A 12,415-nucleotide genomic window follows, 5' to 3' on the forward strand; every position below is an offset into this window, starting at 1 on the left:
TCATGGAGAGTTCCGATGACGCAGATCGGTCGATTCACCCGCACCAAGTTAGGCTATTCTGGCTCCATCCACACGCTGTGGCTCGGCGCCCAGATCGTTCTCGTTCCCTCCGACCATGGCGGCGCGGAGAACGCGCCGGACTACCGCATCCTGCTCGGCAACGACGAAGGACCAGAGATCGGAGCGGCATGGAAACGCGTCGGCGAGAAGGCCGGCGACTACGTCTCGCTGCTCCTCGACGATCCTGCCCTGGCGCAGCCGATCCGCGCCAATCTGTTCCAGTCGAACGAAGACAAGTCGAGCTGGATTCTGCACTGGACCCGATTTCAACAGCGCAACGAGCGGGACTGACAACATGCGTCCCGCACTCCCGCTCATGCGCAAATCGGACCGCCCAAACCGTGCCTGCACGCGCGCGCGATTCACGCTCGTCCTTCTTATCGGCCTCGCCCCGACCTGCACACTGGGCGGAGTGCTGCCTGCAGAGGCAGCGCCGATCGAGCGCCCGACGGATGGCGATACCTATGCCATCCATGTCGCAGAGGCGGCGCGTCGCTTCGGCATTCCCGCGGCATGGATCCGGGCCGTCATGAAGTTCGAAAGCCACGGCGAGCGAGATGCCGTCTCGCCCAAGGGTGCGGTGGGACTCATGCAGATCATGCCCGACACCTGGACGGAGCTGCGCGCCCGTTACGCTCTTGCCGGCGATCCGTTCGACCCGCACGACAACATTCTCGCCGGCACGGCCTATCTCCGCGAGCTGTATGAGCGCTACGGCTCGCCGGGCTTTCTCGCGGCCTATAATGCGGGACCGCGCCGCTACGAGGATTATCGCGACGGGCGCCGTTCATTGCCATCCGAGACCGTCGCCTATGTCACGTCGCTCCTCCCTTTTATCGAAGGAAACGACAGCGCTCGATCCACCATTCGCGAGGTATCCGGTCCGTCGCGCTGGACGAAGGCGCCGCTGTTCGTCGAGCAGAACGACAGCACACACACCGCCAATCGTCCCTCGGCAGACACGGACGTTATCGCTTCCACGCGCGATCTGTCCGCCATCGCGCCTCGCTCCGACGGCCTGTTCGTCGCGCTCTCGTCGACGGAGCACGCGCAATGAACCAACATCGCGGTTGCGGTCGGACTGCCGACATTCGCGCACTGAGGGCCCTCCGCGCCGCCATTTCCTCGGCGCAGAACGCGTGCAGACCCATTGCGAGCGCGGTTTGTCACCACTTCGCACTCCAACGTTTCCGAGTGCAATATGGCGAAGCGAGAACCGCGGAAAGCAAATCAGCGCAGAACACGACCGGGCTAAGGCGAGATAAAAGCGCCTGCCACGCCGGCAGACAAGTCGCTATCGCGACTCGCCTTTCGTCGGGCAGGCCGGTCGGTCGTTGGCAGGTTTCGGCAAATCCTCGTGGAGTTACAAGGCTTCGGCTTGCACACTGCGTTCTGGCGTCTGCCGTTCGCCTCGGCGAGGCGCTCCGATGAGCCGGGAGGAGAACGATTTCCGCATCCGGCCGGGCCACGTCCGCTCGACCCGGGGGCCGAAGCCGAAGAGCTTCGTCGCTCAGGTTCTGAAAGCCGCGCGCAAGGCCGGCCCTGCGATGCCGCAGAACGGCGCGCGATCCTCTGCCGCCGGCTCGGGCTTCGGGCGCGGGCGCGCCGCCTTCGGCCGCGCCCGCCTCTTCGATCCTGGCCGCCGCGTCGTCGTCAAGGCGCGCGTCGTTCGCCACAAGGGCCGCAGCTTTCGATCGGTGCCGCTGTCCGCACATTTTTCCTATCTGAACCGCGAGGGCGTCAGCCGCGACGCAGAGAAAGGCGTGATGTTCGACGCGGCCAGCGACCGCGCCGACGATCGCGCCTTTGCCGAGCGATGCGAAGAAGACCGACATCATTTCCGCTTCATCGTCTCGCCCGAGGACGCCGGCGAGATGACCGACCTCAAAGCGTTCACTCGCGATCTCGCCGGCCGGATGGAGGCCGACCTCGGAACGAAGCTCGACTGGGTCGCCGTCGATCACTGGAACACCGACAATCCGCATGTCCATCTGCTGGTGCGCGGCGTCGACGAGGTAGGCGGCGATCTCGTCATCGCCCGCGACTATATCAGCCGTGGCCTGCGATCGCGCGCGGAAGACCTCGTCGCCGTTGAACTCGGCCCACGCCCCGAACATGCGATCCGCTCGGCGCTCGTGCGCGAGGTCGACGCCGATCGCTGGACGCGGCTTGACGCCGCCATCCGCTTCGCCGCCGACGAAACGGGTCTGGTCGATCTGCGCCCAGCGAATCCTGGTCCAGACGATCCTGAATTGCGCCGCCTGATGGTCGGCCGCGCGCAGAAGCTCGAACGAATGGGTCTCGCCGCCTCCGTCGGTCCCGGCCGATGGATGATCGGACTGGAAGCCGAAGGAACGCTGCGCGACCTCGGAATTCGCGGCGACATCATCAAGACCATGCACCGCGCCTTCACCGAGCGCGGCCAGGACCGCGGCGTCGGTGATTATGCCATCGATGCTGCGCCTTGGGAGTCGCCGATCGTCGGGCGGCTGGTCGACAAGGGACTGCACGACGAGCTGAGCGGAGAAGTCTATGCCGTGATCGACGGGACCGACGGCCGCGCCCATCACGTCCGCTTCCGCGGCGTCGAGGCGTTCGATCATGCTCCGCCGATCGGCGGCGTCGTCGAGGTGCGGCGCTTCGGCGGCGCCGACGATCCGAAGCCGACGCTCGTCCTGGCGACGCGCTCGGACTTCGATCTCGATCGCCAGATCGGCGCGTCGGGGGCGACCTGGCTCGATCACCGCCTCATCGAGCGCACGCCGACGCCATTGGCGATGGGCGGATTCGGCGGCGAGGTCCGCGATGCCATGAAGGCGCGCGCCGAGCATCTCATCGCCGATGGACTGGCTCAGCGCCGAGGGGGCCAAGTCATTTTCCAGCGCGACCTGCTCGCGACGCTGCGCGGCCGCGAGCTGAATGACGCCGCCACGAAGCTCTCGGCCGAGACTGGCCTTCCGCGCACACAGGCCGCGGCCGGCAATCAGATCTCCGGCGTTTATCGCCAGCGCCTCATGCTCGCCTCCGGGCGCTTCGCCATGATCGACGACGGTCTCGGCTTTCAGCTCGTGCCCTGGTCGCCGACGCTCGAGAAAAAGCTCGGCCAGCATGTCGCCGGGACAGCGCGAGACGATGGCGGCATCGAATGGAGCATCGGTCGAAAGCGTGGATTGGGCTTATGACGATCGACCAGCGTCGATCGCCGGTTCACGCGCCAGTATTTTTTCGTCTCGGTTCGCCACGCTGCGATCGCGACGCGAACACGCTTGAACCCGCTCGAACCGCGTATTTTGTCTCGACGCCTCGCTCTATTCGAATGGAGGCGTCCATGTCCGCGACCAGGATTCTCTGGGGCCAGATCCTCGTCGTATCGCTCATCGTGCTGACGACGATATGGGCGGCGACTGAATGGACCGCCTGGCGCCTCGGCTTCCAGCCGCAGCTCGGACATCCCTGGTTCGAGCTCGCCCATTTCCCCTTCTATCCGCCGCCCGCCTTCTTCTGGTGGTGGTGGTGGTACGCCTTCGACGCCTATGCGCCCGCGATCTTCGTCGAAGGCGGCTATATCGCAGCCTCGGCCGGGCCACTCTCGATCGCGGCGGCGATCGCCATGTCGATTTGGCGCGCCCGCGAGGCCGACGACGCCGAGACCTATGGCTCCGCCCGCTGGGCGCGGCCCGGCGAAATGAAGGCCGCCGGCCTGCTCGATCCCGACGGCGTCGTGCTCGGTCAGCATGAGGGCTCATATCTGCGGCACGACGGACCGGAGCATGTCCTCTGCTTCGCCCCGACGCGCTCCGGAAAAGGCGTAGGGCTGGTGGTGCCGACGCTGCTCACCTGGCCGGGTTCCGCCATCGTCCACGACATCAAGGGCGAGAACTGGCAGCTCACCGCTGGCTTTCGCGCGCGGCATGGCCGCGCCATGCTGTTCGATCCGACCAACGGCGCCTCTGCCGCCTACAATCCCCTGCTCGAAGTGCGCAAGGGCGAGTGGGAAGTCCGCGACGTGCAGAACGTTGCCGACGTTCTCGTCGACCCGGAAGGATCGCTCGAGCGCCGGAACCATTGGGAGAAGACCAGCCATTCCCTGCTGGTCGGCGCCATCCTCCACGTCCTCTACGCCGAAGCCGACAAGACGCTCGCCGGCGTCGCCGCCTTCCTCTCCGATCCGAACCGGCCAATCGAGACGACCTTGCTAGCGATGATGACCACGCGCCATCTCGGCGAGGCCGGCCCACATCCCGTCGTCGCATCGGCCGCGCGCGAGCTTCTCAACAAATCCGACAATGAGCGTTCGGGCGTCCTCAGCACCGCCATGTCGTTCCTCGGATTGTATCGCGATCCGGTCGTGGCGAGAGTGACCCGCCAATGCGACTGGCGGATCGCCGATCTCGTCTCCGAGCCACGTCCGGCCACGCTCTACCTCGTGGTGCCGCCCTCCGACATCAGCCGCACCAAGCCGCTGATCCGACTCGTGCTCAATCAGATCGGACGACGCCTGACCGAGGAATTGCGCCCGACGGGCCGCCGCCATCGAATGCTGCTCATGCTCGACGAATTCCCGGCGCTCGGACGGCTCGACTTCTTCGAAAGCGCCCTGGCGTTCATGGCGGGCTACGGGCTGAAGAGTTTCCTGATCGCGCAATCGCTGAACCAGATCGAGAAGGCCTATGGGGCGAATAATTCCGTCCTCGATAATTGCCATGTGCGCGTGTCCTTCGCGACCAATGACGAGCGCACGGCGAAGCGGGTGAGCGACGCGCTCGGCGCCGCGACCGAGATGAAGGCGATGAAGAACTATGCCGGGCATCGACTTTCGCCCTGGCTCGGTCATTTGATGGTGTCGCGCTCCGAGACGGCGCGCCCGCTGCTCACCCCCGGCGAGATCATGCAGCTTCCGCCTTCCGACGAGATCGTCATGATGTCGGGCCTGCATCCGATCCGGGCGAAGAAGGCGCGCTATTATGAGGATAGCCGCTTCGTCGAGCGGATTTTGCCGCCGCCGAAAGACACGCCTCACGCGCCCCGACCAGACGACTGGTCGGCTCTCCCGGTCCAACGCCCGGCAACCGATCTCCTCGCGCGGTCGACAGCAGAGGACGAGGCCAATGGCGGGTTGAGGCGCGAGCCGGAGCTCCCCGATCATGTGGCGATCGTGAAGGAGACGACGCCATCGCGTCGGGACAGAAACGAATTCGCCATCATCGACGATACGCCCGAGCAGGCCGCGCGCCGGCAAGAGATTGTCCGCCAGCGCATAGGCGGCCTCGCGTGCCAAGGCGCGATGGACCCGGCCGACGGCCTCGATCTGTAGGAAATTATGATGCGCGACCGCCTCAATGTCTCGCTTCCCGTCGAGATGATCGCGAGGATCAACGAGCTCGCCGCGCAAAAGCGTCTGACGCGCTCCGCCATCGTCGAGGCCGCCGTCGCGTCATTCCTTTCGCCGGACGGCGCGGATCGGATGGAGGCCGCTTTCACACGCCGGCTCGACAGACTGACCCGTCAAGTTCAACGCCTCGAACGCAACAGTGGCCTCACGACCGAAGCGCTCGCACTGTTCGTTCGGTTCTGGCTGACCGTCACGCCTCCCTTGCCGCCAGAGGCGCAAGCGGCCGCCCAGGTGAAAGGGCGCGAGCGCTACGAGGGCTTCATCGAGGCGCTGGGGCGGCGACTTAATCAGGGGCGGACGCTGCTCGACGAGATTCCGAAAGACATGCTCCGCACCGAACGAGCCGACGAGACCGCCAACTCGCGCGAATAGGAAGCAAGTATTTTTTCGCTGGCCTACGATGGGCTGCTACGACGACCAGACCCTTGTTGATTACTCCGGTTCCTTGCCTTTTCTAATCATCCCCGCAGCCGTTCGCCCTACCGCGATCGACTGAAGCGGGGGCGGATTTGGCGGCTTCTCTTCTCCATTCGCAGGCTCATGCGCGCGGCGCGCGTATGCTGCGCACCGCGCTCGGACCAGCGGTCGCGAGCTTTCTCGAAGATCCGTCCGTCGTCGAAGTGATGCTCAATCCCGACGGCCGGCTCTGGATCGACAGATTGTCGACCGGTCTGGAGGACAGCGGCAGCAAGATGTCAGCGGCCGACGGCGAGCGCATCGTGCGCCTCGTCGCCCATCATGTCGGCGCCGAGGTTCATCCAGGCTCGCCGCGAGTGTCGGCAGAACTGCCCGAGACGGGGGAGAGGTTCGAAGGCCTTCTTCCTCCCGTCGTGGCAGCGCCTGCCTTTGCGATCCGCAAACCGGCCGTCGCTGTCTTCACGCTCGACGACTATTCCATCGCCGGCGTCATGACGTTCGGTCAGGCCGACATTCTGCGAAAGGCCGTCGCGGACCGCAAGAACATACTGGTCGCCGGCGGCACGTCGACCGGCAAGACGACGCTCGCCAACGCGCTGCTCGCCGAGATCGCGCACACATCCGACCGTGTCGTGCTGATCGAGGATACGCGCGAGCTGCAATGCCGAGCGCCGAACCTCGTCGCCTTGCGCACCAAGGACGGCGTTGCTTCGCTCGCCGATCTCGTGCGCTCGTCGCTTCGGCTACGCCCAGACCGAATCCCGATCGGCGAGGTCCGCGGCGCGGAAGCCCTCGACCTGCTGAAGGCCTGGGGCACCGGACATCCCGGCGGCATTGGCACCATTCACGCCGGCACGGCGCTCGGGGCGCTGCGGCGTCTCGAACAGCTCGTCCAGGAAGCCGTGATCACCGTGCCGCGGGCGCTGATCGCCGAAACGATCGATCTCATCGCGGTCCTGTGGGGCCGCGGGAATGAGCGGCGCCTCGCCGAGCTCACGACCGTCGCCGGCCTCGATCCCTCCACCGGCGACTACCGTCTGGGCGCCGTCACGACGCTTGGCGAATCCTATTTCGCAGGAGACCAATCATGATCCGCCGTCATCATCCCGTTCGCCGACGTGTCGCTCGCCTTGTCACAGTCGGCGTCTTCTCTCTGTTCTCGGCTACGACGGCCCTAGCCTCGGGCTCGTCGATGCCCTGGGAGACGCCGCTCAATCAGATTTTGGAGTCCATCCAGGGCCCGGTCGCCAAGATCATCTCGGTCATCATCATCACGGTGACCGGCCTCACGCTCGCCTTCGGCGACACCTCGGGCGGCTTCCGCCGTCTGATCCAGATCGTCTTCGGCCTCTCGATCGCTTTCGCCGCCAGCTCCTTCTTCCTCTCCTTCTTCTCCTTCTCCGGCGGAGCGCTGATCTGATGAGCGGGTTCAACAGCGCCGAGGACGTCCCCAGCTTTTTCGTTCCCGTGCATCGGGCGCTGACCGATCCGATCCTGCTCGGCGGCGCGCCGCGGGCGGTCGCCATCGCCAATGGCACGCTCGCCGCGGCCATCGCGCTCGGACTCCGCCTCTGGCTTCCCGGCGCGCTGTTCTGGGCTGTCAGCCACAGCGCCGCGGTCTGGGCGGCGAAACGCGATCCGCAATTCGTCGAGGTCGTGCGCCGACACCTGCACTATCCCGCTTATCTCGGTGTGTGAGGCCGCCATGCTGAACCTCGCCGAATATCGTAGCCGCCCGACGAGCCTCGCGGACTTCCTGCCCTGGGCCGCCCTCGTCGCCGCGGGCGTGGTCCTGAACAAGGACGGCTCGTTTCAGCGCACCGCGCGCTTCCGAGGACCCGATCTCGACAGCGCGACGCCGGCCGAGCTCGTCGGCGTGACCGCACGCCTCAACAATGCGCTGCGACGTCTCGGCTCCGGCTGGGCCATTTTCGTCGAAGCCGATCGGGCGCCGGCGCAGCATTATCCGCACGACCGCTTTCCCGACGCGGCTTCCGCGCTCGTCGATCTCGAGCGACAGAACGCCTTCGAGGAGGCGGGCGCGCATTTCGAGAGCCGATACTTTTTCACGCTCCTCTGGCTGCCGCCGGAGGAAGATGCGTCGCGCGCCGAGAGCTGGCTCTACGAAGGCCGCGCCCAGGACGGCGTCGATCCGTGGGAGCTGCTGCGCGGCTTCATCGATCGCACGAACCGCGTGCTGCAATTGGTCGAGAGCTTCATGCCCGAGGCCGAATGGCTCGACGACGGCGAGACGCTGACCTTTCTGCATTCGACGATCTCGACGCGCCGGCAGCGCGTCCGTGTCCCGGAAACGCCGATGCATCTCGACGCTCTGCTCGCCGACGAGCCGCTCACAGGCGGCCTGGAGCCACGGCTCGGAAACGCGCATCTGCGCATTCTGACCATCGTCGGCTTTCCGAGCGTGACCCACCCCGGCATTCTGGATGAGCTCAATCGTCTCGCCTTTCCTTATCGCTGGTCGACGCGCGCCATCTTGCTCGACAAGACGGAAGCCGTTCGGCTGCTGACCAAGATCCGGCGGCAGTGGTTCGCCAAGCGCAAATCTGTCGCCACGATCATCAAGGAGGTGATGACCAACGAGGCATCGACCCTCGTCGATTCCGATGCGGCGAACAAGGCCGCCGACGCCGATGTCGCGCTGCAAGAGCTCGGCGCCGATGATGTCGGCGAAGCCTATGTGACCGCCACCGTCGCCGTCTGGGACGACGACCCGGCGATCGCAACCGAAAGGCTGCGTCTCGTCGAGAAGGCGATCCAGGGCCGCGATTTCACCTGCATAGCGGAAGGCGTGAATGCGGTCGAAGCCTGGCTCGGCTCTCTTCCCGGTCACGCCTACGCCAATGTCCGCCAGCCGCCGATCTCGACGCTCAATCTCGCCCATATGATTCCGCTCTCCGCCGTCTGGGCGGGAGCTGACAGAGACGAGCATCTTCGTGGCTCTCCCTTGCTCTTCGGCAAGACCGAGGGCTCGACGCCGTTCCGTTTCTCGCTCCATGTCGGCGACGTCGGCCATACGCTGATCGTCGGTCCGACCGGCGCCGGAAAATCGGTGCTGCTGTCGCTGATGGCGATGCAGTTTCGTCGCTATGCGCGCGCGCAAATCTTCGCCTTCGATTTCGGCGGCTCGATCCGCGCGGCGGCGCTCGCCTGCGGCGGCGATTGGCACGATCTCGGCGGCGGCCTGTCGGCCGGCTCCGAGGACAGCGTGTCGCTGCAGCCGCTCGCCCGCGTCAACGACGCGGCCGAGCGCGCCTGGGCGGCGGAATGGGCAGCCGCGATCCTCGCCAAGGAAGGCGCCGCCATCGACCCGACAGCCAAAGAGCATATCTGGTCAGCGCTTACCTCGCTCGCCTCGTCGCCGCCCGGTGAACGCACGCTCACTGGCCTCGCCGTCCTGCTCCAATCGACGGCCCTGAAGCAGGCGCTTCAGCCCTATTGCGTCGGCGGTCCGTTCGGGCGGCTGCTCGACGCCGAAGAGGAGCGCCTCGGCTATTCCAACTTCCAGGCCTTCGAAACGGAAGGACTCATCGGCGCGGGCGCCGCCGCGGCCGTCCTCACCTATCTCTTCCACCGCCTCGAGCAGCGCCTCGACGGAAGGCCGACCTTGCTCGTCATCGACGAGGGTTGGCTCGTGCTCGACGATCCCGCTTTCGCGCGTCAGCTGCGCGAATGGCTGAAGACCTTGCGGAAGAAGAACGCTTCCGTCGTCTTCGCCACGCAGTCGCTCTCCGACATCGACAATAGCCCGATCGCGCCGGCGATCATCGAGAGCTGTCCGACCCGCATCCTCCTCCCGAACGAACGGGCGATCGAGCCGCAGATCACCGCGATCTATCGCCGCTTCAGCCTCAACAATCGCCAGATCGAGATCATCGCCCGCGCGACGCCCAAGCGCGACTATTATTGCCAATCGCGACAAGGCAATCGCCTGTTCGACTTGGGGCTCGGACCGATCGGCCTCGCCTTTTGCGCCGCTTCCTCCAAAGCCGATCACGCCGCGATCGAGCGCATTCTCGCCGAGCATGGGCCGGATGGATTTCTGCGTGCCTGGCTGATCGAGCGCGGCCTCGAATGGGCCGCCGATCTCATCCCCGACCTCACCAATCTGGAGTTCTCCTGATGGCCGCTCGGTCTCTTCGCCACGCTGCCCTGTTTTGCGCCGCGGCTCTATCCCTCTCGCTCGTCGCCGATCCGACGCCCGCGCAGATCGTCGTCTACGATCCGAGCAATTTCTCGCAGAATGTGCTCACCGCCGCGCGCGAGCTGCAGCAGATCAACAATCAGATCCAGAGCCTCGCCAATGAGGCGCAGATGCTGACCAATCAGGCGCGCAATCTCGCGAGCCTGCCGCTCTCGACGCTGAGCCAGCTCCAGACGACGATTCAGAAGACGCAATCGCTGCTGTCCCAGGCGCAGCACATCGCCTTCGATGTCCAGCAGATCGAATCCGTCTTCGCGACGACCTATGGTTCGGCGTCGACCAGCGCCTCCAGCTCGGGCCTGATCGGCACCGCGCAGACGCGTTGGCGCAATTCGGTCGCGGCCTTCGAGGATTCCTTGAAGGTCCAGGCCGGCGTCGTCGGCAACATCTCGAGCAACGGCTCCGCCATGTCTTCGCTGACCTCCGCCAGCCAGACGGCGACGGGCGTGCTGCAGGCGGCGCAGGCCGGCAATCAGCTGCTCGCGCTGCAATCGCAGCAGCTCTCCGATCTCGTCGCCGTGGTCGCGGCGAAGAGCCGCGCCGATGCGCTCGAACAATCGCGCATCACGGCGACCGAGTCGCAGGGACAGGAGCAATATCGCCGCTTTTCGACGCATTCCGGCTATGAGCCGGGCAATGTCACCATGTTCCACGGCAATTGAGGCGCGCCGATGGGACGATGGGACATATGGCGCGCCGGCGCGATCCTCATTCTGATCGCCACATTGGTCGCGACGCTCTCGGCAATCGACCTCGATGCGCCTGCGCCAGTCGTCCCTGACACCGGCGTCGCCTTTGCCAATGAACCAGACGATCTTTCCGCCGAGTTGCGCCGCTGCGGCGCGCTCGAACTCCAGGATGCCGAAGACCAGCGCTGCGAGGCGGTCTGGACGGAGAACCGCCGCCGCTTCTTCGGCAGGCCGGCGCGGCCGACGCCTCCCACGGCCGCGCCGGCCGCAGCTATATCGAAAGGCGTCGCGCCATGAACAATGTCGGCGTCATCGATTCCTTCCTGAACACTTTCACGACCTATATCGATTCCGGCTTCGGCCTGCTGAAGGGCGACGTCGCCTATCTCTCCTCCACGCTGATCGCGATCGACATCACGCTCGCCGGCCTGTTCTGGGCCTGGGGCGCCGACGAGAACGTGGTCCAGAGGCTCGTCAGGAAGACGCTCTACATCGGCTTCTTCGCCTTCCTCATCACCAATTTCAACAGGCTCTCGGGCGTAATCTTCAATAGCTTCGCCGCCGTTGGCCTCGAGGCCGGCGGCTCTTCGGTGTCGACCGCCGAATTCCTGAGGCCCGGCCGTCTCGCCCAGGTCGGTCTCGACGCCGGTCAGCCGCTGCTCGACGCGGCGAGCCAGATGATGGGCTTTGCGTCCTTCTTCGCCAATTTCATTCAGATCGCTGTGCTGATGATCTCCTGGCTGCTGATCGTCATCGCCTTCTTCATTCTCTCCGTGCAGCTTTTCGTGACACTGATCGAGTTCAAGCTGACGACGCTCGCCGGCTTCGTGCTCATTCCTTTCGCGCTCTTCAACAAGACCGCCTTTCTCGCCGAGAAGGTGCTCGGCAACATCGTCGCGTCGGGAGTGAAGGTGATGACGCTCGCCGTCATTGTCGGAATCGGCTCGGGACTCTTCTCGCAATTCACGACGAGCTACGGCGGCGAGCAGCCGACGATCGAGCAGACGCTCTCCGTCGTGCTCGCCGCGCTCGCCATGCTCGGACTCGGCATATTCGGTCCCGGCATCGCGACCGGTCTCGTCTCCGGCGCTCCGCAGCTCGGCGCCGGCGCGGCGGTCGGAACCGGCGTCGCCGTCGCGGGCGCCGGAATGGTCGGAGGCGCGGCGCTCGGCCTCGCCGGAAGGGGAGCGACGGCCGCCGCCTCGGGAGCCGCCGCCACCGCGCGTGGCGGCGCGAGGCTCGCCGGCGGAGCGGCGTCGGCCTATGCGCTCGGCTCGGCCGGCGAGGCTGGGCCTTCGGCTGTCGCCGCCGGACTCGCCGGCGTCAGCCGTGCCGCGGGGGCCGTCGCAGCGGCTCCCTTCCGCCGCGCGGCCGCCCGGGCGACGAGTTCCCTGGCCGAGAACTATTCCGCCGGCGCTCGCGCCGCCTTCGCGGCAACGGGCGGCTCGTCGACCACAGGCGCAGTCGGCGACGGCGCAACCGGCGATCCACCAGGGAATGCGCCGCCCGCCTGGGCGCGGCGCATGAAGCGCAATCAGCTCGCGAGCCACGGCGCGACGACCGCCGCGCATGTCATCCAGTCCGGCGACAGCCACGGCGGCGGCCATTCCGTCGATCTCTCACAAGAGGAATAGA

12 protein-coding genes are annotated in these 12,415 nt (G+C 66.1%); all 12 read left to right on the forward strand.

Features of this window, described 5'->3' with window-relative positions:
• Nucleotides 1–15: 15 nt before the first annotated feature.
• Nucleotides 16–351: a DUF736 domain-containing protein gene (locus AC6IW9_RS12230; protein ID WP_497764005.1), complete on the forward strand. Its 336-nt coding sequence runs from the start codon at nucleotides 16–18 to the stop codon at nucleotides 349–351.
• A gap of 238 nt (nucleotides 352–589) precedes the next feature.
• A complete protein-coding gene (locus tag AC6IW9_RS12235) occupies nucleotides 590–1,117 on the forward strand; it encodes a lytic transglycosylase domain-containing protein (RefSeq protein WP_497764006.1) in 528 nt (175 codons plus the stop codon).
• A gap of 370 nt (nucleotides 1,118–1,487) precedes the next feature.
• The gene (locus AC6IW9_RS12240; protein WP_497764007.1) at nucleotides 1,488–3,242 is read left to right on the forward strand and encodes a relaxase/mobilization nuclease domain-containing protein; all 1,755 of its coding nucleotides are present in this window, start codon (nucleotides 1,488–1,490) and stop codon (nucleotides 3,240–3,242) included.
• A gap of 146 nt (nucleotides 3,243–3,388) precedes the next feature.
• Nucleotides 3,389–5,374 (forward strand): conjugal transfer protein TraG, encoded by a 1,986-nt coding sequence (locus AC6IW9_RS12245; protein ID WP_497764008.1) that lies wholly within the window; start codon nucleotides 3,389–3,391, stop codon nucleotides 5,372–5,374.
• 9 nt (nucleotides 5,375–5,383) lie between these two features.
• A complete protein-coding gene (locus tag AC6IW9_RS12250) occupies nucleotides 5,384–5,824 on the forward strand; it encodes a ribbon-helix-helix domain-containing protein (RefSeq protein ID WP_497764009.1) in 441 nt (146 codons plus the stop codon).
• Between the two features lie 185 nt (nucleotides 5,825–6,009).
• A complete protein-coding gene (trbB, locus tag AC6IW9_RS12255) occupies nucleotides 6,010–6,960 on the forward strand; it encodes a P-type conjugative transfer ATPase TrbB (RefSeq protein WP_497764010.1) in 951 nt (316 codons plus the stop codon).
• Entirely contained in the window at nucleotides 6,957–7,289 is a 333-nt protein-coding gene (locus tag AC6IW9_RS12260; RefSeq protein ID WP_497764011.1) for a TrbC/VirB2 family type IV secretion system protein, read from the forward strand. Before trbB ends, AC6IW9_RS12260 begins: the two co-directional genes overlap by 4 nt.
• Nucleotides 7,289–7,567: a VirB3 family type IV secretion system protein gene (locus tag AC6IW9_RS12265; RefSeq protein WP_497764012.1), complete on the forward strand. Its 279-nt coding sequence runs from the start codon at nucleotides 7,289–7,291 to the stop codon at nucleotides 7,565–7,567. Before AC6IW9_RS12260 ends, AC6IW9_RS12265 begins: the two co-directional genes overlap by 1 nt.
• 7 nt (nucleotides 7,568–7,574) lie before the next feature.
• A complete protein-coding gene (gene trbE / locus AC6IW9_RS12270) occupies nucleotides 7,575–10,010 on the forward strand; it encodes a conjugal transfer protein TrbE (protein WP_497764013.1) in 2,436 nt (811 codons plus the stop codon).
• Complete coding sequence (gene trbJ, locus AC6IW9_RS12275) at nucleotides 10,010–10,753, forward strand: P-type conjugative transfer protein TrbJ (protein WP_497763825.1); 744 nt, start codon at nucleotides 10,010–10,012, stop codon at nucleotides 10,751–10,753. Before trbE ends, trbJ begins: the two co-directional genes overlap by 1 nt.
• A 9-nt stretch (nucleotides 10,754–10,762) precedes the next feature.
• Nucleotides 10,763–11,077 (forward strand): putative entry exclusion protein TrbK-alt, encoded by a 315-nt coding sequence (gene trbK-alt / locus AC6IW9_RS12280; RefSeq protein WP_497763824.1) that lies wholly within the window; start codon nucleotides 10,763–10,765, stop codon nucleotides 11,075–11,077.
• On the forward strand, nucleotides 11,074–12,414 hold the full coding sequence (trbL, locus tag AC6IW9_RS12285) for a P-type conjugative transfer protein TrbL (protein ID WP_497763823.1): 1,341 nt from the start codon (nucleotides 11,074–11,076) through the stop codon (nucleotides 12,412–12,414). The genes trbK-alt and trbL overlap by 4 nt, the downstream gene beginning before the upstream one ends.
• Nucleotide 12,415: the final 1 nt, after the last annotated feature.

The sequence above is a fragment of the Methylosinus sp. shoA genome, assembly GCF_059718125.1.

Bases quoted from the DNA above. Each gene is read 5' to 3' on its own strand.
- AC6IW9_RS12230 (WP_497764005.1), top strand. From the start codon at position 16: ATGACGCAGATCGGTCGATTCACCCGCACCAAGTTAGGCTATTCTGGC.
- AC6IW9_RS12235 (WP_497764006.1), top strand. From the start codon at position 590: ATGAAGTTCGAAAGCCACGGCGAGCGAGATGCCGTCTCGCCCAAGGGT.
- AC6IW9_RS12240 (WP_497764007.1), top strand. From the start codon at position 1,488: ATGAGCCGGGAGGAGAACGATTTCCGCATCCGGCCGGGCCACGTCCGC.
- AC6IW9_RS12245 (WP_497764008.1), top strand. From the start codon at position 3,389: ATGTCCGCGACCAGGATTCTCTGGGGCCAGATCCTCGTCGTATCGCTC.
- AC6IW9_RS12250 (WP_497764009.1), top strand. From the start codon at position 5,384: ATGCGCGACCGCCTCAATGTCTCGCTTCCCGTCGAGATGATCGCGAGG.
- trbB (WP_497764010.1), top strand. From the start codon at position 6,010: ATGCTGCGCACCGCGCTCGGACCAGCGGTCGCGAGCTTTCTCGAAGAT.
- AC6IW9_RS12260 (WP_497764011.1), top strand. From the start codon at position 6,957: ATGATCCGCCGTCATCATCCCGTTCGCCGACGTGTCGCTCGCCTTGTC.
- AC6IW9_RS12265 (WP_497764012.1), top strand. From the start codon at position 7,289: ATGAGCGGGTTCAACAGCGCCGAGGACGTCCCCAGCTTTTTCGTTCCC.
- trbE (WP_497764013.1), top strand. From the start codon at position 7,575: ATGCTGAACCTCGCCGAATATCGTAGCCGCCCGACGAGCCTCGCGGAC.
- trbJ (WP_497763825.1), top strand. From the start codon at position 10,010: ATGGCCGCTCGGTCTCTTCGCCACGCTGCCCTGTTTTGCGCCGCGGCT.
- trbK-alt (WP_497763824.1), top strand. From the start codon at position 10,763: ATGGGACGATGGGACATATGGCGCGCCGGCGCGATCCTCATTCTGATC.
- trbL (WP_497763823.1), top strand. From the start codon at position 11,074: ATGAACAATGTCGGCGTCATCGATTCCTTCCTGAACACTTTCACGACC.